The organism is Bradyrhizobium sp. NBAIM08 (assembly GCF_020193935.1).
Classification (GTDB): Bacteria; Pseudomonadota; Alphaproteobacteria; order Rhizobiales; family Xanthobacteraceae; genus Bradyrhizobium; species Bradyrhizobium yuanmingense.
Genome location: NZ_JADYVR010000010.1, coordinates 234,875 through 256,733, shown reverse-complemented (window position 1 = coordinate 256,733; position 21,859 = coordinate 234,875). Strand labels below are relative to the sequence as shown.

18 protein-coding genes are annotated in these 21,859 nt (G+C 65.1%); 10 read left to right on the top strand and 8 right to left on the bottom strand.

The annotated features are described in order from the left end of the window. Positions 1-160: 160 nt before the first annotated feature. Positions 161-1,114, top strand: coding sequence for a DUF1194 domain-containing protein (locus I6F37_RS29540; RefSeq protein ID WP_225141012.1), 954 nt, complete (start codon positions 161-163; stop codon positions 1,112-1,114). 387 nt (positions 1,115-1,501) lie between these two features. After that, positions 1,502-3,472, top strand: coding sequence for a carbohydrate porin (locus I6F37_RS29535; protein ID WP_036014225.1), 1,971 nt, complete (start codon positions 1,502-1,504; stop codon positions 3,470-3,472). Between the two features lie 217 nt (positions 3,473-3,689). Here I6F37_RS29535 and I6F37_RS29530 read toward each other — a convergent pair whose 3' ends face one another. Further along, a complete protein-coding gene (locus I6F37_RS29530; protein WP_036014226.1) occupies positions 3,690-5,765 on the bottom strand; it encodes a methyl-accepting chemotaxis protein in 2,076 nt (691 codons plus the stop codon). 242 nt (positions 5,766-6,007) lie between these two features. Between I6F37_RS29530 and I6F37_RS29525 the strand changes: the two genes are divergently transcribed. Then, positions 6,008-7,303 (top strand): hemolysin family protein, encoded by a 1,296-nt coding sequence (locus I6F37_RS29525; RefSeq protein WP_036014227.1) that lies wholly within the window; start codon positions 6,008-6,010, stop codon positions 7,301-7,303. A 178-nt stretch (positions 7,304-7,481) separates the two neighbouring features. Here the strand turns inward: I6F37_RS29525 and I6F37_RS29520 are convergent, their stop codons facing one another. The 3 genes from I6F37_RS29520 to I6F37_RS29510 form a co-directional block, all read right to left on the bottom strand. After that, on the bottom strand, positions 7,482-7,721 hold the full coding sequence (locus I6F37_RS29520; RefSeq protein ID WP_036014228.1) for a PilZ domain-containing protein: 240 nt from the start codon (positions 7,719-7,721) through the stop codon (positions 7,482-7,484). 98 nt (positions 7,722-7,819) lie between these two features. Further along, entirely contained in the window at positions 7,820-9,445 is a 1,626-nt protein-coding gene (locus I6F37_RS29515) for an FMN-binding glutamate synthase family protein (protein ID WP_036014247.1), read from the bottom strand. A gap of 375 nt (positions 9,446-9,820) precedes the next feature. Continuing rightward, positions 9,821-10,594, bottom strand: coding sequence for a ferredoxin--NADP reductase (locus I6F37_RS29510; RefSeq protein ID WP_036014229.1), 774 nt, complete (start codon positions 10,592-10,594; stop codon positions 9,821-9,823). 373 nt (positions 10,595-10,967) lie between these two features. Here I6F37_RS29510 and I6F37_RS29505 point away from each other — a divergent pair, with 373 nt between their 5' ends. The 6 genes from I6F37_RS29505 to I6F37_RS29480 all read left to right on the top strand — a co-directional run bounded on the left by I6F37_RS29505 (position 10,968) and on the right by I6F37_RS29480 (position 17,529). Then, on the top strand, positions 10,968-11,768 hold the full coding sequence (locus I6F37_RS29505) for a RimK family alpha-L-glutamate ligase (protein WP_225153463.1): 801 nt from the start codon (positions 10,968-10,970) through the stop codon (positions 11,766-11,768). Positions 11,769-12,229: 461 nt separating this feature from the next. Continuing rightward, positions 12,230-13,237: an NADP-dependent oxidoreductase gene (locus I6F37_RS29500; protein WP_225153461.1), complete on the top strand. Its 1,008-nt coding sequence runs from the start codon at positions 12,230-12,232 to the stop codon at positions 13,235-13,237. Between the two features lie 147 nt (positions 13,238-13,384). After that, positions 13,385-14,218, top strand: coding sequence for a hypothetical protein (locus tag I6F37_RS29495; RefSeq protein ID WP_225153460.1), 834 nt, complete (start codon positions 13,385-13,387; stop codon positions 14,216-14,218). Positions 14,219-14,351: 133 nt separating this feature from the next. Beyond that, positions 14,352-14,567, top strand: coding sequence for a hypothetical protein (locus I6F37_RS29490; protein ID WP_036026389.1), 216 nt, complete (start codon positions 14,352-14,354; stop codon positions 14,565-14,567). A gap of 188 nt (positions 14,568-14,755) precedes the next feature. Beyond that, positions 14,756-15,919 (top strand): FAD-dependent monooxygenase, encoded by a 1,164-nt coding sequence (locus tag I6F37_RS29485; RefSeq protein WP_225153458.1) that lies wholly within the window; start codon positions 14,756-14,758, stop codon positions 15,917-15,919. Further along, positions 15,916-17,529, top strand: coding sequence for a benzoate-CoA ligase family protein (locus I6F37_RS29480; protein ID WP_225153456.1), 1,614 nt, complete (start codon positions 15,916-15,918; stop codon positions 17,527-17,529). Before I6F37_RS29485 ends, I6F37_RS29480 begins: the two co-directional genes overlap by 4 nt. A gap of 153 nt (positions 17,530-17,682) precedes the next feature. Here I6F37_RS29480 and I6F37_RS29475 read toward each other — a convergent pair whose 3' ends face one another. Beyond that, positions 17,683-18,195: a MarR family winged helix-turn-helix transcriptional regulator gene (locus I6F37_RS29475; protein ID WP_225153455.1), complete on the bottom strand. Its 513-nt coding sequence runs from the start codon at positions 18,193-18,195 to the stop codon at positions 17,683-17,685. Beyond that, the gene (maiA, locus tag I6F37_RS29470) at positions 18,185-18,817 is read right to left on the bottom strand and encodes a maleylacetoacetate isomerase (protein ID WP_225113688.1); all 633 of its coding nucleotides are present in this window, start codon (positions 18,815-18,817) and stop codon (positions 18,185-18,187) included. The genes I6F37_RS29475 and maiA overlap by 11 nt, the downstream gene beginning before the upstream one ends. 213 nt (positions 18,818-19,030) lie before the next feature. Here maiA and gtdA point away from each other — a divergent pair, with 213 nt between their 5' ends. Next, entirely contained in the window at positions 19,031-20,071 is a 1,041-nt protein-coding gene (gene gtdA, locus I6F37_RS29465; protein WP_225153453.1) for a gentisate 1,2-dioxygenase, read from the top strand. A 120-nt stretch (positions 20,072-20,191) separates the two neighbouring features. On the opposite strand, the gene I6F37_RS29460 is transcribed toward gtdA, so the two are convergent. Both I6F37_RS29460 and I6F37_RS29455 read right to left on the bottom strand, forming a co-directional pair. Next, positions 20,192-21,013 (bottom strand): ABC transporter permease, encoded by an 822-nt coding sequence (locus I6F37_RS29460; protein WP_225153451.1) that lies wholly within the window; start codon positions 21,011-21,013, stop codon positions 20,192-20,194. Beyond that, the gene (locus I6F37_RS29455; RefSeq protein WP_057027464.1) at positions 21,006-21,779 is read right to left on the bottom strand and encodes an ABC transporter ATP-binding protein; all 774 of its coding nucleotides are present in this window, start codon (positions 21,777-21,779) and stop codon (positions 21,006-21,008) included. The genes I6F37_RS29460 and I6F37_RS29455 overlap by 8 nt, the downstream gene beginning before the upstream one ends. Between the last annotated feature and the right edge of the window lie 80 nt (positions 21,780-21,859).

Here is a 21,859-nt window from a genome sequence, read left to right as displayed (position 1 = left end):
ATCATGGGCTGTTCTGGCCGCAACACGAATGACCCCGCCCGGCCGTCCCCCCGGGCGGGGTCATTCGTGTTGCGGCCAGAACAGCCCATGATGAGTCGGACAACCCTTCCGATTGCACGTTCCGCGTGTCAGGATACGAATGGGCGGCTGGAGGGCGAGCGTGAGTTGGCAGATCTCAATTGGATCGATCCTGATTGCGATCCTGACATCGACACAGGCATGTCCCGAGCCGGCCTCACAGCCGCTAACGGCGACCCAGGGCGACAGCCGCCCTGCCGTAGACCTCGAGCTCGTCATCGCAGTCGACGTTTCTTACTCAATGGAGCCGGATGACCTTGCAGCCCAACGCGAAGGCTATGCCAAGGCCATCGTCTCGCAGGAGTTTCTCCGGGCGGTGCGAGCCGGTCCTGCCGGCAAGATCGCGCTGACCTATTTCGAATGGTCATCGACCAGCGACCAGAAAATTGTCGTTCCCTGGCGACAGATCGACGGGCCGGGAGCGGCTGAGGCGGTCGCAACTGAAATCACCAATGCACCGATCCGCCGCGGTTCGCGCACCTCGATTTCAAGTGCAATTAAGTTCGCCGCCTCGCTATTCGAGCAGAACCCCTACAGTGGTCCGCGCCGTATCATCGACGTCTCGGGCGATGGCCCCAACAGCAATGGCGATCCGGTCACCTCAGCGCGCGACAAAGCGTTGCAGCAAGGCCTCGTCATCACAGGCCTGCCGGTCATGACCAACGCAACACCCGCTGCTCCGACAGACTTTCAGCATATCGACCATATCGATTGGTACTACGAGGATTGCGTGATCGGCGGCCCGGGTTCCTTTGTCGTACCGGTCACCGATCGCGAAAATTTCAAGGAGGCGATCCGGACCAAGCTGACTCTCGAGGTGGCGGGCCAAACGCCAGATCAATCGCCTGCCCCCTCTACGGACAAGGAGCCGCGCGTTCTCTGCACGATCGGCGAGAAACTCTGGCAGGAGCGCTGGGGCGCGATCACACCGGGGAGCAATAGTCCGGCCATGAGCAAACCGGCGGCGAGCAGTCAGTCCAGCAAGGATGACGCGCTGCTCGACAAGAAGATCAAGGGCATCTGCCGCGGCTGCTAGGTCCTTCCGCGGGCCGGGAACCGGCCATCGCCCCCCATGGCCCACCCATCCCTGACAGGTCCTCCCGCAAGCGGCCGGGCTCCGCTCGGGCTGTTCAGGTTGCTGAGCAGAGGGGCGATGTTGCAGCCGCGTCACATAGTGGTGCGAACTCTCCTCCATGGCGATGGGGATCAGTTGCTATTGCGAATTATTCGCAATAAGGCTTGTCGCAGATTCAGGAGCTTGGGACGAAGTCGAGGCGAATCGAGACCATCCCGGCCGGTCGCCTCGAACGCGGAGGCCTGGTGACAGAATCGCCGCGACCCGGCAGGGATATCGCGGCGGGTGGGACACATTCGCGTTTGCGGGGGCGTGCGTTTGAGGTTGAGGGGTCACAGACACTGGTGCTTGCGAACGGCCGCGGCGATTGCCACGGGCGTGCTGGCTTTTCCGGCCGCCGGCCGCGCGGCCGATCTGCCGCTGAAGGAGCCGGCCTTGAGAGCGGTCTATGACTGGACCGGTCTCTATATCGGCGCGCATGCCGGCTACAGCCGCGGCTCGTCGCGCTTCGCGCTGAACGACGGCACCGCACTCGGCGACAGCGGCGTCTTCAGCGGCATGATCGGCGGCGTGCAGGCGGGCTACAATTACCGCCTCAACTCCGGCTGGCTGGTCGGCGTCGAAGGCGATTTTACGTTTCCCAACTACATCACCTCGAACTCGATCGTCTCGTTCCTGGCAACGCCCGCCAACACCGTCACCCAGCAATGGGACTACGCCGCGAGCGTGCGCGGCCGCGTCGGCTACACCAGCGGTCCCTGGCTCATCTATGCCACCGGCGGCTTCGCCTGGATGGGCGAGCGCTATTTCGACGCGCCGGCCTCCGGCGCCGAAATCCCGAAGATCCTGAACACGCGGCCCGGCTGGGTCGCAGGCGCCGGCCTCGAATACGCCTTCGCGCCGCATTGGAGCGCGCGGCTCGAATATCTCTACAGCCGCTTCGACGGCGCCAACGTCGCCTTCTCCACGGGCGCGCAATACACGTCCTCGTCGCTCGACTTCCAGCAGGTCAGGCTCGGCCTCAACCGCAAGCTCGATTGGCCGGGCCTGCCTAGCTATGATCCGAAGAGCTCACTGATCGACACCGAATCGGACCGCTGGGAGATTCACGGCCAGACCACTTATCTTCCGCAAGGCTATCCATCCTTTCCCGCGCTCTATACCGGGCCGAACTCGCTGTCGCCGTCGCGGCAGGCCAAAGCGACCTGGAGCAACAGCCTGTTCCTGAACGCGCGGCTGTGGGACGGCGGCGAGGTCTATTACAATCCCGAGCTGCTGCAGGGATTTGGGCTGAATGACACGGTCGGTGCGGCCGGCTTCCCGAACGGCGAAGCGCAGAAGTCGAACTTCCCCTATCCGCACTACAACACCTCGCGCCTGTTCGTGCGCCAGACCTTCGGCTTCGGCGGCGAGCAGGAAGAGCTCGCGAGCGGTCAGCTGCAGCTGGGGCAGAAGGTCGACGTGTCGCGCCTCACGATTCAGGCCGGCAAGTTTCCGGTGATCGACGTGTTCGACGGCAATGCCTACGCCAAGGATACGCGCCGGGACTTCATGAACTGGTCGATCTGGGCGCCCGGCGCCTTCGACTATTCCGCCGACAAGGTCGGTCTCACCTACGGCGTCACCGCCGAGCTCAACCAGAAGCAATGGGCGCTACGCGGCGGCTATTTCCTGATGGTCTCCGAGTCCAACGCCAATCACTTCGACACCAGGGTCGGGGAGCGCGGTCAATATTTGCTCGAGCTCGAGACGCGCTTCTCGCTGTTCGGCCGGCCGGGCAAGCTCAGGACCATCGGCTGGCTCGATAGCGCCAACATGGGCAGCTTCCGCGAGACGCTGGACAATCCCGCGCTCAATCTCGACATCGCGCAGACCCGGCGCGGCCGCCTGAAGTACGGCTACGTGCTCAACCTCGAGCAGGCGATCACCGACGATGTCGGCCTGTTCGGCCGCTGGAGCTGGAACGACGGCAAGACAGAAACGCTGGCCTTCACCGACATTCATCGCAGCCTGTCCGGCGGCGTTTCGATCAAAGGCACGACTTGGGGCCGACCCGACGACGTGATCGGCGTCGGCGGCGCGATCAATGCGATCTCGCAGGATTATCGCGAATTCCTCGCCGCCGGCGGCCTCGGTGTGCTGGTCGGCGACGGCGCGCTGAACTACCGCAAGGAACGTATCCTTGAAACCTATTACGCCTATGCGGTGAACAAGAACATCACCCTCACCGCCGACTACCAGCTCATCGTCAACCCCGCCTACAATGCCGACCGCGGACCGGTGTCGGTGTTTTCGGGGCGGCTGCACGGGGAGTTCTGAGCTCGACGCGACTTCGGTGCGCGCGACGCGTCCTTCGAGACGACCGCGTCGCGGTCTCCTCAGGATGAGGCTAAGCAACACCGGCGCCCGTGGAAATAGCTGCCGCATAGTCCGTCCTCATCCTGAGGAGCCCGCCAGAGGCAGGCGTCTCGAAGGATGGACCGCGGGCACGTCGCTCTTCAATGCGATTGCCTCACCAAGCGGCGAGAGACGCTCGTCACGCCGCGCGGATCGCGTCCAGGAATTTTCCGACCTCGACCTTGAGCCGGCTGCTCTCGCCGGACAGCGATCTCGCCGATGCGAGCACGTTGGAGGAGGCCGATCCGGTCTGGTTGGCACCGCGCTGCACGTCGACGATGCTGGCGGAGACCTGCTGGGTGCCGCGCGCGGCCTGCTGCACATTGCGTGAGATCTCGCGCGTCGCCGCGCCCTGCTCCTCGACCGCCGCGGCGATGGCGGACGCGATCTCGGACATGCGGGAGATGGTGTCGCCGATCGACTTGATGGCGCCGACGGAGTCCTCCGTCGCGGCCTGGATGCCGGAGATCTGCTGGCTGATTTCGCCGGTCGCCTTGGCGGTCTGCTCGGCCAGCGCCTTGACCTCGGACGCGACGACCGCGAAGCCGCGACCGGCCTCGCCGGCGCGCGCCGCCTCGATGGTGGCGTTGAGCGCCAGAAGGTTGGTCTGGCCGGCGATCTGACTGATGAGCTCGACGACGTCGCCGATCCGCCCCGCAGCCCTGGCGAGCTCGCCGACATGCTCGTTGGTCCGCCCGGCCTGCTGCACGGCCTCGCCGGCGATGCGCGCGGAATCCTGAACCTGACGGCTGATCTCGTCGACCGACGAGGCCATCTCCTCGGCCGCGGCGGCAACGGTCTGCACGTTGGTGGAGGCCTGCTCGGATGCGGCGGCAACGGTCGCGGTGACCTTTTCCGATTGCTCGGCCGTGCTCGTCAGCGTTCCCGCGGAGACTTCCAGCTCCGAGGATGCCGACGAGACGGTGTTGATGACGTCGCCGATCATGGCTTCGAACTCGCGCGCGATCTGATCCATGCGCTGGCTGCGCTTCAGCTTCGCTTCCGCCTCGATCGCGGCCGCCTCGTCGGCGGACTTCTTGGCGAGCAGCGAATCCTTGAAATGCTGGAGCGAGCCGGCGACCTGGCCGATCTCGTCGCTGCGGCCCGTCGCGGGAATCTCGACCTCGTGCTGCCCGGCGGCGAGCGCTCCGATCACGTCGGCGATCCGGCCGAGCGGCGTCACCACGCGCCTGCGCAGCATGATGGTCACGCCACCGAGCGTGCCGAGCAGGGCCAGCACGGCGACGCCGGCGAGCGCGAGCATCGCCAACGCGCCGTCGCGAGCGGCCGAGGCGCGCTCGGCGGCTTCCGCCAGCGCAGCGTCGCGCACGCCGTAGAACATCTGGATGGCCGGCACGATGATCTTCGCCAGCTCGTCGGCGGTGCCGGCGTACTTACCGTCAGTCCGTGCTGCAGGAATCTCCTTGTCCACGGCAACCGCGGCTTTTCCAAAATAGGATTCCGTAGCCGCCTTCAGTGCGGTGGCGATGCGGACGGGATTTTCGAGCTGTTCGAGACCGGCCTCGATGCGCTCGCGATCGACCTCCACGCGCCCCTGCATGCGATCCATCAGCGACAGTTCGGCCGCGGTGAGCGGACGGCGCGCAGTGAGCGCCGGGGACAGCGTGGCCGCGCGGCTGCCGGCCGAAACGCGCAGATCCTGCGCCGTCCGCGCCAGGTTCAACAGCGCCGCAAGCGAGGAATCGGCGTTGATGACCTTCGCCTCGAGCTTGTTCATGACCGGTTCGATGTGGCCGATGACCTCGGCAACGCCGGGGAGGAATCCCTTGGTCGCGGCGCCGTCGCGCGCCGCCAGCGGAACGCTCATCGCGCGATCGGCCGCCGTGGTGACTTCCTTCAGCCGCCGCGCGGCACGGTCAAGATTCTCGGCGATGGCGCCGCCGCCGTCCAGCACCATGACGGCGCGCCTCGCGGCCTCGAAGCCCTCCTCGGCCGTTTTCGCGGCCTTCGCGGCAACTTCGAGCTGCGCCTGCGTTGCAGCGCCTTCCTGGAAGATCGGTCCGATATAGGGAGCGCGAAGGCTGGCGACGTGCTGGTTGGCCAGCAGCGTCGCGCCAAATGCCTCCACCGTCTTGATCGCATCGGAGCGATCGGTGAAGATGCGCGCCTGCGGTATTAGCACCTCGGCGCCGAGGATGACTGCAAACACCGTCACCGTCAGCATCGACAGCGCGAAAAGCTTTCCGATCCGCATCCTCAGGTCCCCGGGTCTATTCTTGCAAGGGCAAAAGCTAGCGGGCGGCCACTAAGGGCTCGTTAAGCAACGATCCGTAGTTCCGCGGGGTGTCAAGTCGTCGCGGACGCCTTTGGGAACGCCGTCGCGCACGGGTTCCCTTTCGGCGACGAATAAGCAGAATCGCCAGCACTTCCGCACTGAATACCTATATCAGTGGCTTGCCGGCAGCCCGGCCACACTTGCTTACCTCCGGAACGTCAATGCTTTCGCTCGAACTCGCCATCGTCGTCGTCCTGATCGTCATCAACGGCCTGCTCTCCATGTCGGAGCTGGCCGTGGTGTCATCGCGCCCAGCGCGGCTGTCGCTGCTCGCGGCCAAGGGCGTGCGCGGCGCCGAGCGGGCGCTGACGCTGGCGGCCGATCCCGGCAAGTTCCTCTCGACGGTGCAGATCGGCATCACGCTGGTCGGTGTGCTCTCCGGCGCGTTCTCGGGCGCGACGCTCGGGCAGCGGCTGACGCAATGGCTGCTCGAGCTCGGCCTGTCCAAGGGCATTGCCGACATCGTCGGCGTCGGCATCGTGGTCACGCTCATCACCTACGGCACCTTGATCGTCGGCGAGTTGGTGCCGAAGCAGGTGGCGCTGCGCGATCCTGAAAGCATCGCGGTGCGGGTCGCGCCGGCGATGCACGCGCTCGCGAAAATATCGCTGCCGCTCGTCTTTCTACTCGACGTCTCCGGCAAGCTGATCCTCACCCTGCTCGGCCGCGGCGGCAAGGCCGAGGAGAAAGTCTCCGAGGACGAGATCCATCACCTCGTCAGCGAGGCCGAGAGCGCAGGCGTGCTCGAGCCGGGCGAGAAGGAGATGATCGCCGGCGTGATGCGGCTGGGCGACCGGCCGGTCGGCGCGGTCATGACGCCGCGCACCGAGGTCGACGAGATCGATTTGAACGACGATCGCGCCGCCATCCGGGAGATCATCGCCAAGAGCCCGCATTCGCGCTTTCCCGTCTCTGACGGCGACCGCGACAAGCCGATCGGCGTGCTGCAGGCCAAGGATTTGCTGATCGCCTATATGAACGAACGCAGCCCGGACTTGCGCGCGCTCGTGCGCGAGGCGCCCGGCATCCCGGTGTCGGCAGATGCGCGCGACGTGCTGACCATCCTGAAAGCGGCCCCGGTTCACGTCGGGCTCGTCTATGACGAATACGGCGCCTTCGAGGGCATGGTGACCGCCGCCGACATCCTCTACTCGATCGTCGGCGCCTTTCATTCCGAGGAGGGACCGCCCGAGCCGGCCTTCATCAGGCGCGACGACGATTCGCTGCTGGTCTCCGGCTGGATGCCGGTCGACGAGTTCGGCGAGCTGCTCGGCATCGAGCTGCCGCCGCATCGCTACAACACGGTCGCAGGCCTCGTGCTGCAACAATTCAACATGCTGCCCGATGTCGGCGATGCCTTCGATTTCGGCGGCTGGCACATCGAGGTGGTCGATCTCGACGGGCGAAGGATCGACAAGATATTGGCGAGCCGATTGACTGAGGTCGAGACGGGGTAGCAGGTGACGGCGCACCCGCTTTTCCTTCTCCCCTTGTGGGAGAAGGTGGCGCGAAGCGCCGGATGAGGGGTTGTCTCCGCACATTCAATCGAAAATTGGATTCGCGGATAGAACCCCTCACCCGTCTCGCCGCTACGCGGCGAGCCACCCTCTCCCACAAGGGGAGAGGGAAACATCATCACCCGAACCTGACCCCGATCCGCTTTTCCTTGCGCCAGACCACCGTGCAGGTCCGATGCGTGCCGTCGGCCTGGACGAACAGGGTGAAATGATCGGGAATGCCGACGGGGCTGGCGACGTCGAGTGCGGCGCCGGTATCGGAGAGATTGCGGACGGTGCAGTCGATCGCGCCGCCGCCGAACTCGATCGTTCCGGCCTTCAGCACGCGATGTCGGGCCTTGTCGCGTCGCTCGTCCATGGGGCGAATCTACACCCAAAGTTGAACCAGCCGTTAAACCCTACCCTCCGCTCTCGGCAATTTGAGGTCCCTGGCCTACGGCAGCCGCAGCCCGCATCTTACAACGCCGGCTGGAACGTCTCGGCGCGCGCCATCTGCCAGGCGTCGCGGAAGCGCGGGTCTTCCGTGCCTTCGAGCAGCTCGCCCGGACGCAGCGCCGGATAGAGCTGCGCGAACGACTTCACCTGGGTCGTCGACGTCCGTTGGCTGAAATGGATCGGCCGCAGCTGCTGCGGATGTTCGAGCCCGGCCGCGGCGATCAGCTCGGTCAGCGAGTGCAGCGTGGCATGGTGATAATTGTGCACGCGGTCGATCTTGAGCGGCACATAGAGCGCGCGCGCCCGCGTCGGGTCCTGCGTCGCCACGCCGGTCGGGCAGCGGTCGGTATGGCAGCTCAACGACTGGATGCAGCCGAGCGAGAACATGAAGCCGCGCGCCGAATTGCACCAATCGGCGCCGATCGCCATGGCGCGCGCCATGTCGAAGGCGGTCGCGATCTTGCCGGAGGCGCCGATCTTGATGCGGTCGCGCGCATTGATGCCGACCAGCGCGTTGTGGACGAAATTGACGCCCTCGCGCATCGGCATCCCCAGATGATCCATGAACTCGAGCGGCGCGGCACCGGTGCCGCCCTCATTGCCGTCGACGACGATGAAATCAGGATAGATTCCGGTCTGAAGCATCGCCTTGCAGATCGCCAGGAACTCCCAGGGATGGCCGATGCAGAGCTTGAAGCCGGCCGGCTTGCCGCCCGAAAGGCGGCGCATCTCGGCGATGAACTGCATCATGCCCACGGGCGTCGAGAAGGCGCGGTGCGAGGCCGGCGAGATGCAGTCCTCGCCCATGGCGACGCCGCGGATCTTGGAGATCTCCTCGGAGACCTTGGCCGCCGGCAGCACGCCGCCATGGCCGGGCTTGGCACCCTGGCTGACCTTGAGCTCGACCATCTTGATCTGGTCGTCGCCGGCGACGCGCGCGAACGCTTCGGGATCGAAGCTGCCGTCGAGATGACGGCAGCCGAAATAGCCCGAGCCGATCTCCCAGATGATGTCGCCGCCCATCTCGCGGTGATAGGGGCTGACGCCGCCCTCGCCGGTGTCGTGCGCGAAACCACCCTTTTTGGCGCCGGCATTCAGCGCGCGCACGGCGTTGGGGCTGAGCGCGCCAAAACTCATCGCCGAGATGTTGAACACCGAGGCCGAATAGGGCTTTGCGCAGTCCGGCCCGCCGATCACGACGCGGAATTTCTCCGTCGCATGCGCCTTCGGCGAGACCGAGTGATGCATCCACTCATAGCCCTCGCGATAGACGTCCTCCTGGGTGCCGAAAGGACGCTTGTCGAGCTCCATCTTGGCGCGCTGATAGACCACCGCGCGGGTGTCGCGCGAGAACGGCATGCCGTCCTTCTCGCTCTCGAAGAAATATTGCCGCATCTCGGGGCGGATCTCTTCGAGCAGGAAGCGGATATGCGCCGAAATCGGGTAGTTGCGCAGCACCGCGTGGCTCTTCTGCAGGAGATCGCGGACGCCGAGCAGGGTCAGCGCGCCGAAGATCAGGATCGGAATCAGCAGGATGTCGAAGATCTTGCCGTCGGAGATGCCGATGCCGATCAGGAGCGCGGTGACCACCGCGCAGATCGTCAGCACGATGAAGCGCGGCGAGAAGGGCAGCAGCAGGGTTTCCATGATCCCCTCCTCCGCCAGCGGCAGGCGTTTCGGGGATGCATGCGTCTTGTTGTCGTCGGCCACGATTCCGATCCTCTCGCCAGCAGAAGGCGTCACGATACGCCCGCGCCTGTCATACGGATATGACGCCGCCCTTGTTTCAGGCTAGCGAATTCGGCCGAGACAAATCAATCAGCCGGATGGACGGATTTTGCGGTGCAGCAGAGGGGTCGGATGGGGTCAGGCTGGAGGCGGCGCAAGCCATGCAGTGTCCCGGGCAAGCGCAAGCTCAGACCCGGGACCCAGAATGCAACAGCATACGATGCGGCGAGATGGACCCCGGCTCTGCAGCGCACGGCGAAGGGGCGCTGCGTCCGGGACACGAGAGCGTGGTGCTTAGCGCTCGACGAAGGCCTTCTCGATCACGAAATGGCCGGGCTTGTTGCCGCTTCCTTCGACGAAGTCGCGGCTCTCGAACATCTGCTTCAGCTCTTCCAGCATCGCCGGGCTGCCGCACATCATGATGCGGTCGGTTGCGATGTCGAGCGGGCCCTGCCCGATGTCGTTGAAGATCTGCTCGGAGCTGATGAGGTCGGTGATGCGGCCGCGATTCCGGAACGGCTCGCGGGTCACGGTCGGATAATAGACGAGCTTATCCGCGAGCAGCTCGCCGAACAGCTCATCCTCGCGCAGGGTCGCGACCAGCTTCTCGCCATAGGCGAGCTCGGAGACCTGACGGCAGCCATGCACCAGCACGATGGACTCGAACTGGTCGTAGACCTCGGGGTCCTTGATCAGGCTGGCGAAGGGCGCAAGGCCGGTGCCGGTCGAGAGCAGCATCAGCCGCTTGCCGGGAAGCAGGTTGTCGGTGATCAGCGTGCCGGTCGCCTTGCGGCCGACCAGGATGGTGTCGCCTTCCTTGATCTTCTGCAGGCGCGAGGTCAACGGACCGTCCTGCACCTTGATCGAGAAGAACTCGAGTTCTTCCTCGTGGTTGGCGCTCGCCATGCTGTAGGCCCGCAGCAGCGGCCGGCCATCGACCTCGAGGCCGATCATGGCGAACTGGCCGTTCTGGAACCGGAAGCCGGTATCGCGGGTGGCGCGGAAGCTGAACAGCGTGTCGGTCCAGTGGTGGACGGAAAGAACCTTCTCTCGGTAAAACGCGCTCATGATTTTCGATATTCCGAATAACTGCGGTTTTAGGGCAAAAGCGTTGCCCGGCCCTGAAATCGGGGCGGCACCATTTGCCATGGCGGAGGATTTCGCGTGTGTGATCTACGCCATTGAGACCAATAATCAACCTCGTTTCGGATGCAATTGATGCCGGTCAAACCGGCATTTGCGGCAGAACTGGTCACATCATTAAGGAATCTGCTGCCTGGCGCGCGCGGAGGATAATATCTTTTCCCTCCCGGCCTTCATTGCAGCACTTAATTTCCGGCGCGCTCGCAAGAATTTCATTAAGAATAGCTCTGATTTTCAGCCGGTTTGGCGCCGATGCCCGCATTTTTGCGGCTTTTGGCAACAGGAATGACGAAACACCATGGCAAGCGGCGAGCGGATCTTCGTTCAGGCGATCAGGCGGTATTGTGCGGAGCGGGGCATCGCGGTCGATGTCCGCTCCGACGGCTGGCTGATCGCAATGCGCCGGGGGCCGCGGCGCCGTTTCGCCTTCGGCTACGACATCGGCCTCAACAGCGCCATCGCCCATCGCCTCGCCAATGACAAATCGGCCACCGCCGAGGCGCTGACGCTGGCGGAGGTGCCCTGCGTTCCGCATCGGCTGTTCCTCAACCCGAAGCTGGGCGTGCATGTCGCCGGCGCCGATTGGCGCGAGGGAATGCTGGCGCAGCTTGCCCAAAACCCGCAGGGCGTGGTGGTGAAGCCGAACGAGGGGACATCAGGGCGATCGGTGTTCAAGGTGACGACGGAGGCGGAGCTCGACCGGGCGGCCAGCGAGGTCTTTTCGATGAGTACGGGGCTCGTGATCTCGCCCTTTGTCGCGATCGAGGAGGAGGTCCGCGTGGTCCTGCTCGATGACATGCCGCTCGTCGTCTACAGCAAGCAGCGCGGCTCGGATTGGCGGCACAATCTCGATTCCGGCGCAAAGCCGGTGTTGCTGGAGGACGGCGAAGTCCGCGCGGCCTGCGCAAAGCTCGCGATCGATGCCGCGTGCGCCATCAGCATCGTCTTTGCTTCGATCGACGTGGTTCGCGTGAACGGCGAATGGAAGGTGCTCGAGATCAATTCCGGCGTGATGATGGAGGCGCTGGGCAAGCTGCATCCGGAGCTGGTGCAGGCGGCGTATGGCGCGGCGCTCGACCGGGTGTTTGATAACAATTAGCTGCGAAGCACACTGCACCCTCTCCCCTTGTGGGAGAGGGTGGCTCACCGCGTAGCGGTGAGACGGGTGAGGGGTCTCTTTCCGCGCGCGAGCCTCTCGCAACAGGACTCGCGGATGCAACCCCTCATCCGGCGCTTCGCGCCACCTTCTCCCACAAGGGGAGAAGGGAAGTAAGCGCTAATTCTTCGCGCCCGGGGAATCGCCTTGAACGCCTCCTCCAACTGCAGCGAGATCGGCACGTTCAGGCGCTCGCCTGTGGGCAGTCGCGCGGTGAACCATTTGTTTGTGGAAGGCGCGCTCGACGCAACACGCCTTGCGTGCGGCCGCGTTGTCGGGATGTTCCCGTTGTGAAATGGAAAGCGGCGATCTAGCCTTCATGCAGCGCACGACGCATGCGGCTTGCACGCTTTCCTTGCGGCGGCTGCATCAATGATCGTCAAGCAAATGAAGAGGGAAACGCCATGAGCGGCAACATCAATCGCCAGATCCTGCTGGTGGAGAAGCCCAGCGGCAAGCTCGGTCCCGAACATTTCAGGATGGTCGAGGGCGCGATGCCGGAGCCGAAGGACGGCGAGGCCTTGCTGCGCGTACGCTACATCTCGCTCGACGCGGCCAACCGCGCCTGGATGCACGGCGCGACCTATCGTTCCGCCGTCGAAGCCAACAGCGTCATGGCCGGCGGCGCCATCGCCGAGGTCGTCAACTCGAAGGCAGCGGGGCTTGCACCCGGCGACATCGTATTCGGCGACACCGGCTGGCAGGAATTTGCCGCCGTGCCGGCGAAGCATCTGACCAAGATGCCGAAGCTCGAGCCGATGACGCACCTGCTCAGCGTGTTCGGCATCGCCGGCCTCACCGCTTATTTCGGCCTGCTTGAGATCGGCAAGCCCAGGGAGGGCGAGACGGTCGTGGTCTCCGCAGCCGCAGGCTCGGTCGGCTCGATCGTCGGACAGATCGCCAAGATCAGGGGATGCCGCGTCGTCGGCATCGCCGGCGGCGCCGACAAGTGCAGCTGGCTGACCTCCGAGCTCGGCTTCGATGCCGCCGTGGACTACAAAGATGGCGCGGTGTTCAAGGCGCTGCGCGCAGCGGCGCCTGATGGCATCGACGTCTATTTCGACAATGTCGGCGGCGACATCCTCGAAGCCTGCCTGCCGCAGATGAACAATTACGGCCGCATCGCCTGTTGTGGCGCGATCTCGCAATATGACGGCGCGCCTGCCGCACATGGCCCGCGCGGCGTGCCCGGCCTGATCGTGGTGAAGCGGCTGACCATGCAGGGCTTCATCGTGATGGACTACATGAAGGACAGCGAGCGCGCGCTCGCCGATCTCCAGGCTTGGGTGAAATCCGGCAAGCTCAAGGTGCAGGAGGACATTCTCGATGGACTTGAGACCACGCCGAAAGCGCTGATTGGATTGCTCGCAGGCGAGAACCGCGGCAAGCGCATGGTGAGACTGACGACGTAGTCGCGCCCCAATTGCACCGACAGAATTGACTTGCGGTAGAGGCCGAAGCGGCCAAAGATGCCGCTCGCGAGATGACCCTCGCGACGATTGCGCTTGCATATTTTTTCAGGATGGTCGGCGTTCCCGATCGGGCAGGAATTCATTCAAATGTTCAAAACGTTGAAGCATGCATCGACGCGCACGGCGTTGCTGACGACAGCACTCTTCGCAACTGCAACAGGAGCGTTCGCGCAGACCGAGGCCCAGAAAAGCGCGATCCGGTCCGCATGCCGCTCGGACTTCATGGCGCATTGCTCGAGCGTGACGCCTGGCGGAGTGGAGGCGTATCAATGCCTCGCCAAGAACATGTCGAGCCTGTCGTCGGGCTGCCAAGCTGCGGTTCGCGCGGTCGAACCGGCCGCCGCGCCGAAGACCGAAGCAGCGCCCGCCAAATCTGAACCGGCCAAATCTGAACCGGCCAAGTCTGAACCGGCCAAAACGGAAGCGGCGCCGGCTGCCGCGCCAGCTTCCAAGCCGGGAGCGGCGGCGGCGCCGAAGGCAGCAGCAGCAAAGCAGCCGAGCCCCGCGCAGGTTTCCGCGATCAAGAGCGCCTGCCGCGGCGATTATCCCAAGGTCTGCGCCAGCGTGCCGCCCGGCGGTACGCCGGCGCTCGAATGCCTGGAGAAGAACACGGCGAAGGTGTCGGCCGGTTGCGCCAAGGCGGTGAATGCGGCTTTCGGTGGCGGAGCGGCCGCGCCTGCTTCCGCTGCTGCACCGGCCGCAGAGGCGGCGCCTGCCGCGGCTCCGGCCGCCATCGTGCTGCGGCCATTGCTGCCGCGCGAAGAGCTGTTCATCGTGCGGTCGGCTTGCGGCGCCGACATCCGCACCCTCTGCGCCGGCGTGGCGCCCGGCGGCGGCCGGATCATCCAATGCATTTCCAACCGGGCGGCATCGCTCTCGCTGGCCTGCAAGGAGGTGCTCGCGCCTTTCGCGGCGCGATGAGACCGAGCGGGATTAATTCATTCGTCCGCGGCATGAATTGCGGTGCGTGACGCGAAGGTTTTCGCGTGCTGAGGCGTAAACTAATCGATGTTTGAAAGGCCGCTACGACCACGACAAGCCCCGGGAGGACAACATGCGTTCATTGCTGCTCGTTGCTTCTGCGCTTCTGGCTTTCGCGGCCACCATGACCTTCGAGACCACCGACGCCAACGCGGTGGTATGCGCGCGCGGCGTCGTTCGCGCCGGCTGCGCCGGCCCGAATGCAGCCGTGGTCGTCCGCAAGCCGGTGCCGGCGGTCCGCTGCACCAGGGTTCTTGTGAACGGGGTCTATGTGAAGCGCTGCGTCTGACCCCCCGGTGGCCAATCCGCCCCGGTTTGGCTATGATTCGCACCTGACGGTTTCGGACTCGCAAAACGCGTGTCCGGACACGTGCTTTGGCGTGCCGCGCGCTGGCAATAATTCCGCTGGCGCCGGACACCGGAGCACATTAGTCTACCCCTAGATAGTAAGTATACTGTCAATTAGGGAGGCAGACGTTGCGGATCGCCGTGATTGGCGGGGGGCCCGGTGGGCTCTACTTCGCCTATCTCTGGAAGAAGCGTCACCCCGAGGATCAGGTCGACCTGTTCGAACAGAACCCGGCCGACGCGACCTGGGGCTTTGGCGTCGTGTTCTCCGACCAGGCGCTGGAGTTCCTGCGCACGGACGACCCCGATACGGTCGATGCGATCGCCCCGCACATGGAGAGCTGGGAGAACATCACGCTGCACCTGCATGGCGACAGCGTCGCCATCGACGGCGTCGGCTTCTCCTCGATCGGCCGGCTGGAGCTGCTCAGATTCCTGCAGCAGCGCGCATTCGCTATCGGCGTCACGCCACGCTTCGACACGCAGATCCAGGCGATCGACCAGCTCAACGGCCACGATCTGATCGTTGCCGCCGACGGGCTGAACTCGCTGGTGCGCCGCGCCTATGAGGGCGATTTCGGCACCTCGCTGTCCTACTCATCCAACAAGTTCGTCTGGTACGGCACCTCGAAACGCTTCGACACGCTGTCGCAGACTTTCGTGAAGACCGAACGCGGCGCCTTCAACGCCCATCACTACCGCTATTCGCCGACCATGAGCACCTTCCTGGTCGAATGCGATTACGCCACCTGGCAGGCCTATGGGTTCGCCTACAAGGACGTCGAGCAGTCCAAGGGCGTCTGCGAGGAGGTGTTCGCCGACACGCTCGGCGGCCATTGCCTCGTCTCCAACAAATCGGTCTGGCGCAATTTTCCCTGGATCTGGAACGAGCACTGGTCGTTCAAGAACATGGTGCTGCTCGGCGACGCCCTGCATTCGGCGCATTTCTCGATCGGCTCGGGCACACGGCTCGCGATCGAGGACGCCATCGCCCTCGTCAAGGCGCTGGAGTCGGATGCGCATCTTGCGACCGCACTGCATCGCTATCAGGCCGCGCGCAAGCCCATCGTGCAGAAGCTCGTCAACGCGGCGCGCACCAGTGCGTTCTGGTACGAACATTTCGCCGAGCACATGAAGCTTCCCCTGATGGACTTCGCCTACAGCTACATCACCCGCTCCGGCCGCATCGACGATTCCCGGCTGCGTGCGATGTCGCCGGCCTTCATGGCTCGCTACGAGGCGGCCAGGAACGCCGGAGACGGCGCCGAAGACAAGGGCGGAGATGCGGCATGAGCCATGACATCCGTGACCAGGTGCCAGCGGACAGCGATGGCGCGCGCGAGATCGGCTTTGCCGTTCCCGACATCTACAATGCCGGCCGCGTGCTGTTCGACAATCTCGGCAAGGGCCGCGGCGACAAGCTCGCGCTCCTGGGGCCAGCAGGCACGCGCACTTATGCCGAGCTCTGCGCGGAGGCCTGCCGCTGGGGCAACGGTTTCGCCTCGCTTGGCCTGAAGCGCGGCGATCGCGTGCTGTTGTTTCTCGACGACACGCCGGCCTACCCCGCCGCCTTCTTCGGCGCCGTGCGCGCCGGCTTCGTGCCGCTGCTGATCAATACGTTGACGCCGCCGGACCTCTTGCAATTCTACCTCGCCGATTCCGGCGCGACCGTCGCGGTGGCGGCTGCAGAATTCGTAGCCCGCTTCAATGCCGAGGCCTGCAAGGAGACGAAGCTGCATACGCTGATCGTCGCCAACGGCGCGGCCGGCGAGCACGCGGCGCCGCGGGCGCTCGCGGCGGCGAGCTGGCTCGCGCAATTTTCTGTTGAGCTGGCGGAAGCGCCGACGCGGCGCGACGAAATGGCGTTCTGGATGTACTCCTCCGGCTCGACCGGACGGCCCAAAGGCATCGTGCACCTGCAGCACGACATGGCCTACACGGATGCCGCCTTTGCGCGGAACGTACTGAAGCTGACGCCTGACGACATCTGCTTCTCGGTGCCGAAGATTTTCTTCGCCTATGGCTTCGGCAATTCCGTCACCTTCCCGTTCTCGGCCGGCGCCGCAACATTGCTGCTGCCGGGCCAGCCGAAGCCGGCAGCGATCTTCGCGGCGATCGAGCAGTACAAGCCGACAATCTTCTTCGGCCTTCCGACGCTGTACACCGCGCTAACCAAGGCCGAGGGCGCGGACAAGACGGACTTCTCGTCGCTGCGCATGGCACTCTCCGCCGCCGAGGTGCTTTCGGCCGAGGTCTTCAACGGCTGGAAGACGCTCACGGGGCTCGAAATCGTCGAAGGCCTCGGCTCGACCGAGGTGCTGCACATCTATCTCTCCAACCGGCCCGAGCAGAAGAAGCTCGGTGCTGCGGGCCTGCGCGTTCCCGGCTACGAGGTCGCGCTGCGCGACAAGGACGGCCGCGACGTCGGCGACAACGAGGAAGGGATTCTGTGGGTCCGCGGTGATTCCAACACGCCGCTGTACTGGAACCGGCCGGATAAGTCCGCCGAGACCATCCGCGAGGGCGGCTGGATCTACACCGGTGATCGCTTCGTGCGGGATGCCGACGGTTTCCACTTCTTCCGTGGCCGCGCCGACGATCTCATCAAGATCTCCGGCCAGTGGGTCTACCCGCTCGAGGTCGAGCTGTGCCTCGCCGATCACCCCGACATCCGCGAATGCGCGGTGTTCGCCGCCGAGCTGCCGGACCGTCGCATGACGCTGAAGGCGGTGGTGGTGATGAACAGCCGAGCGGTCGACCAGAGTGAGGCGACGCGCAGGCTGCAGGACTATGTCAAGGCCAGGCTGCTGCCCTACAAATATCCGCGCGAGGTGATCTTCATCGACGAGCTGCCGAAGACCGGCACGGGGAAGATCGATCGGCAGGCGTTGCTGCGGATGTGAGGCGTGCTGTCATCGCCCGGCTTGACCGGGCGATCCAGTACTCCGAGACGGTAGCGGTTGAATCGAGACGCCGCGGGGTACTGGATTCCCCGCCTGCGCGGGGAATGACAGTCGAGATTGAGGGCGACAGTGTCGCTCTACAACTGGAGCCCCTCACCCAGCCTTCCCAAGATGCTCCAGCGCGTCCTCCGCGCGCAGCGGCACGCGGGAGGCTTCGTTGTTGAGATCGACCAGCTGCGCCAGCAGGCCCATCAGCGCCTTGCGGTCGGCGGGCTTGAGCGGCTCCAGCATCCGGGCCTGGGCGCGCTCGACGGCGGGGATGATCTCGCGCAGGATCGCGGCGCCGGACTTCGTCAAGTACAGGAGCTTGATCCGCTTGTCTTCCGGTGCCGGCTTGCGCTCGATATAGGCCTTGGCCTGGAGACGTTCGATCACGCTGCCGAGCGTGGAGCGGTCGAAAGCGATCACCGCCGAGAGCCGGGTCGCATCAATGCCGGGATGGGTGTGGATCGCGATCAGCGCGGCATATTGCACCGGCGTAAGGTCGAAGGTCTTGCACTCCTCCATGAAGATGGAGACCGCGATCTGCTGCATGCGCCGGAACAGATAACCCGGCGCGGCATAGACCGCGTCCATCGTGATCGGAGCAAGCGGCTTACTCGGCATCGGGCTGCTTCTCCGGCGCCGCATCGGCAAACGCCGGCAGCGCCTTGGCGGCGGCCTCGGCCTGGAGCAGGCGCGGATAGGCGGAGACGTCAACGCCGAAGCGGCGCGCATTGCCGAGCTGCGGCACGAGGCAGAGATCGGCCAGCGTCGGCGCATTGCCGAAGCAGAATGGGCCCTTCTCGTCCTTGATCAGCGTCTCGCAGGCCGACAGGCCCTCGCGGTTGACCCAGGCGGCCCAATCCTGGACCTTCTCCTCGGGCAGGCCGAGCTCACGCAGCCGCGCCAGCACTTTCAGGTTCTGCACCGGATGGGTGTCGCAGGCGATCGCCAGCGCAAACGCCCGCACCTTGGCGCGGCGCAGCGGATCCTTCGGCAGCAGCGGCGGATTGGGATGGGTCTCGTCGAGCCATTCGATTATGGCCACCGATTGCGTCAGTACTCCACCCCCATCGTCCTCCAGCGCCGGCACCAGGCCTTGCGGGTTGATGGCGAGATAGCTGGGGGCGCATTGCTCGCCCTTGCGCAGATGATGCGGCAGATGCTCGGCGCCGAGCCCCTTGAGGTTCAGCGCGATCCGCACGCGGTAGGCGGCGCTGGAGCGGAAATAGCCGTGCAGCTTCATTGAGACCTCCCTGCTTTTGTCATTCCGGGGCGACGCGCCAGCGTCGAGCCCGGAATCCATACTCCCGATCGTGGTTATGGATTCCGGGCTCGCCGGGCCACGCGTTGCGCGGCCCTTCGCCCCGGAATGACAACCTTGTATGTCATCCGTCACGTTGACGCTACCTAGATCCTCAGTATACTGTCAATCAACAAACGATCGGGAGCCGCAGCCATGGAAGCCGTGACCAAGACGCCGGAACGCGAGGCGTTCTACAAGAAGATCGACGGCGAGAATCTCACCGCGCTGTGGACGGTGATGAGCGACCTGATCACGCCGGAGCCGAAGAGCGCGTGCCGGCCACACGTCTGGAAGTTCGACGTCATCCGCGACTACATGGTTGAAGCCGGCAAGCTCATCACCGCCAAGGAAGCCGAGCGGCGCGTGCTGGTGCTGGAGAACCCGGGGCTGCGCGGGCAATCCAAGGTCACGACTTCGCTCTATGCCGGCGTGCAGATGGTGGTGCCCGGCGACGTCGCGCCCGCGCACCGGCACAGCCAGTCGGCGCTGCGCTTCGTGCTCGAAGGCAGGGGCGCCCACACCGCGGTGGACGGAGAGCGTACCGCGATGGAGCCGGGGGACTTCATCATCACGCCGTCGATGACCTGGCACGATCATTCCAACGAGACCGACCAGCCGATGTTCTGGCTCGACGGCCTCGACATTCCCCTGGTGCAGTTCTTCGACTGCTCCTTTGCCGAAGGCGCGAAGGAAGACCAGCAGAAGATCACCAAGCCCGCGGGCGACAGCTTTGCCCGCTACGGCCACAACCTCTTGCCCGTTGATGTGAAGCGGAGCTCGAAGACTTCGCCTATCTTCAGCTATCCCTATGCCTACACCCGCGAGGCGCTGGAGAAGGCCAGGACGAGCCAGGAATGGGACGCCTGCCACGGCCTCAAGCTGAAGTTCAGCAACCCCGAGACCGGCGATTTCGCGATGCCGACGATTGGCACCTTCATCCAGCTGCTGCCGAAGGGTTTCAACACCGCGCGCTATCGTTCGACCGATGCGACGGTGTTCTGCCCGATCGAGGGTAAGGGTCGGAGCCGCGTCGGCGATACAATGTTCGAATGGGGCCCGCGCGACCTGTTCGTGGTGCCGAGCTGGCATTGGGTGACGCACGAGGCGGATGAGGACGCCGTGCTGTTCAGCTTCTCGGATCGGCCGGTGCAGCAGAAGCTGGATCTGTTCAGGGAAGACCGCGGGAACGCGTGACGGTCGCCGGTCTCGTAGGGTGGGCAAAGGCGCCCTTGCGCCGTGCCCACGTCTTCGCGACTCATGAAGGAATGGTGGGCACGCTTCGCTTTGCCCACCCTACGGCGCCGGTGATCGTATCTAGCGCCAGTGCAACAGCCGCATCTCCAGCCAGCCGATCACCTTCCCGACCGCCAGCCCAAACACCGACAGGATCACGACGCCCGCGAGCAGCTGATCGGTCTGCATCAGGTTGCCGGCCTGCAGCACGAAGGCGCCGATGCCGTATTGGGCGCCGATCATCTCGGCGCTGACGACCAGCAGCAGCGCGACGGAGGCGGTGATGCGGAAGCCGGCAAGGATCGCCGGCAGCGCGCCCGGCCAGATCACCTTGCGCACGATGGTGGCGAACGGAACGTTGAAGCTCTGCGCCATGCGGATCAGGTTGCGCGGCACGGCATCGACGCCGCTATAGACCGAGATCGCGGTCGAGAAGAATACCCCGAGCGCAATGGTCGCGATCTTCGGCTCTTCGCCGATGCCGAGCCAGAGAATGAGCAGCGGCAGCAACGCGATCTTCGGAATCGGAAACAGCGCCGAGATGAAGGTGATGCCGACGCTGCGCGCAAGGCGCGACAGGCCGATGGCGAAGCCGACGGCGATGCCAGCCGCCGTTCCCAACAGCCAGCCGACGCCGATCCGCAGCAGCGAGGCCGAAACATGCTGCCAGAGTGCGCCGGAAACGGCGAGCTGATAGATCGCGCGAACAATTGCGGAAGGAGTCGGCAGAAACAGCGCATTGACGAGGCCGGCGCTGCCGGCGGCCTGCCAGATCGCGATAAGCAGGCCGAGCGCGATCCAGCCGCCGTACCGGCTCGAGGCAGGCACGAAACCGGCGCCGCGGAAGCGGACGGGCCGCGTCGCTTCGTCCTTGGCCGTGTCCGTTGCCGCGCGATCAAGCATGCTGGACCTCGCGCTCGGCATCGATCGCCTCGTTGCGGATCAGCGACCAGATCTGGTTCTGCAGCACCAGGAGCTTTTCGCGCGCCGCCGCTTCGCCGCGCGTCGCCCGCGCCATCGGCACGGTGACGACCTCGCGGGTGCGGCCAGGACGGCGCGACAGCACCACGATGCGGTCGGCGAGCCGCGCGGCCTCTTCGAGATTGTGGGTGACGTAGACCGCGCCCATGCCGCCATCGGCAAGCAGGCGGATGAAATCCTCCAGCAGCAGCTCGCGAGTCTGCGAATCCAGCGCCGACAGCGGCTCGTCCATCAAGAGGATCGCGGGCCTCACCGCAAGCGCGCGCGAGATGCCGACGCGCTGGCGCATGCCGCCGGAGAGCTGCTTTGGATAGGTCTGGCGAAAATCGGTGAGGCCGGTGCGGCGCAGCGCATCCTCGACCAGCGCGCGGCGCTGCGCGGCCGAGAGCTGGGTGTGCAGCAGCGGGAATTCGACGTTCTCCTCCACCGTCGCCCAGGGCAGCAGCGCAAAGTCCTGGAACACGAAGGTCAGCGGATTGAGACTGTCCGCCGGCGGCGCCCCCCGCAGCTCGGGCGCGCCGGAGGTCGGCTGCAGCAACCCGCCGAGGATCGACAGCAGCGTGCTTTTGCCGCAGCCGGAGGGCCCGACGATCGCTACCACCTCGCCGGCCCCGACGGTGAACGAGACGTCGTCGAGCACAGCGAGATCGCCGAAGCGATGGGAGATGTGGCTGGCAATCAGGTCCATGAGGCGCACCGTTTCTGCTCGGGCTGGTGTGCGCGCTCTTCACCCTTCTCTGGAGGGGGAGGGCATAGGCCGCCTATGGC

Bases quoted from the DNA above. Each gene is read 5' to 3' on its own strand.
- I6F37_RS29530 (WP_036014226.1), bottom strand. From the start codon at position 5,765: ATGCGGATCGGAAAGCTTTTCGCGCTGTCGATGCTGACGGTGACGGTG.
- I6F37_RS29525 (WP_036014227.1), top strand. From the start codon at position 6,008: ATGCTTTCGCTCGAACTCGCCATCGTCGTCGTCCTGATCGTCATCAAC.
- I6F37_RS29520 (WP_036014228.1), bottom strand. From the start codon at position 7,721: ATGGACGAGCGACGCGACAAGGCCCGACATCGCGTGCTGAAGGCCGGA.
- I6F37_RS29515 (WP_036014247.1), bottom strand. From the start codon at position 9,445: ATGGAAACCCTGCTGCTGCCCTTCTCGCCGCGCTTCATCGTGCTGACG.
- I6F37_RS29510 (WP_036014229.1), bottom strand. From the start codon at position 10,594: ATGAGCGCGTTTTACCGAGAGAAGGTTCTTTCCGTCCACCACTGGACC.
- I6F37_RS29505 (WP_225153463.1), top strand. From the start codon at position 10,968: ATGGCAAGCGGCGAGCGGATCTTCGTTCAGGCGATCAGGCGGTATTGT.
- I6F37_RS29500 (WP_225153461.1), top strand. From the start codon at position 12,230: ATGAGCGGCAACATCAATCGCCAGATCCTGCTGGTGGAGAAGCCCAGC.
- I6F37_RS29495 (WP_225153460.1), top strand. From the start codon at position 13,385: ATGTTCAAAACGTTGAAGCATGCATCGACGCGCACGGCGTTGCTGACG.
- I6F37_RS29490 (WP_036026389.1), top strand. From the start codon at position 14,352: ATGCGTTCATTGCTGCTCGTTGCTTCTGCGCTTCTGGCTTTCGCGGCC.
- I6F37_RS29480 (WP_225153456.1), top strand. From the start codon at position 15,916: ATGAGCCATGACATCCGTGACCAGGTGCCAGCGGACAGCGATGGCGCG.
- I6F37_RS29475 (WP_225153455.1), bottom strand. From the start codon at position 18,195: ATGCCGAGTAAGCCGCTTGCTCCGATCACGATGGACGCGGTCTATGCC.
- maiA (WP_225113688.1), bottom strand. From the start codon at position 18,817: ATGAAGCTGCACGGCTATTTCCGCTCCAGCGCCGCCTACCGCGTGCGG.
- gtdA (WP_225153453.1), top strand. From the start codon at position 19,031: ATGGAAGCCGTGACCAAGACGCCGGAACGCGAGGCGTTCTACAAGAAG.
- I6F37_RS29460 (WP_225153451.1), bottom strand. From the start codon at position 21,013: ATGCTTGATCGCGCGGCAACGGACACGGCCAAGGACGAAGCGACGCGG.
- I6F37_RS29455 (WP_057027464.1), bottom strand. From the start codon at position 21,779: ATGGACCTGATTGCCAGCCACATCTCCCATCGCTTCGGCGATCTCGCT.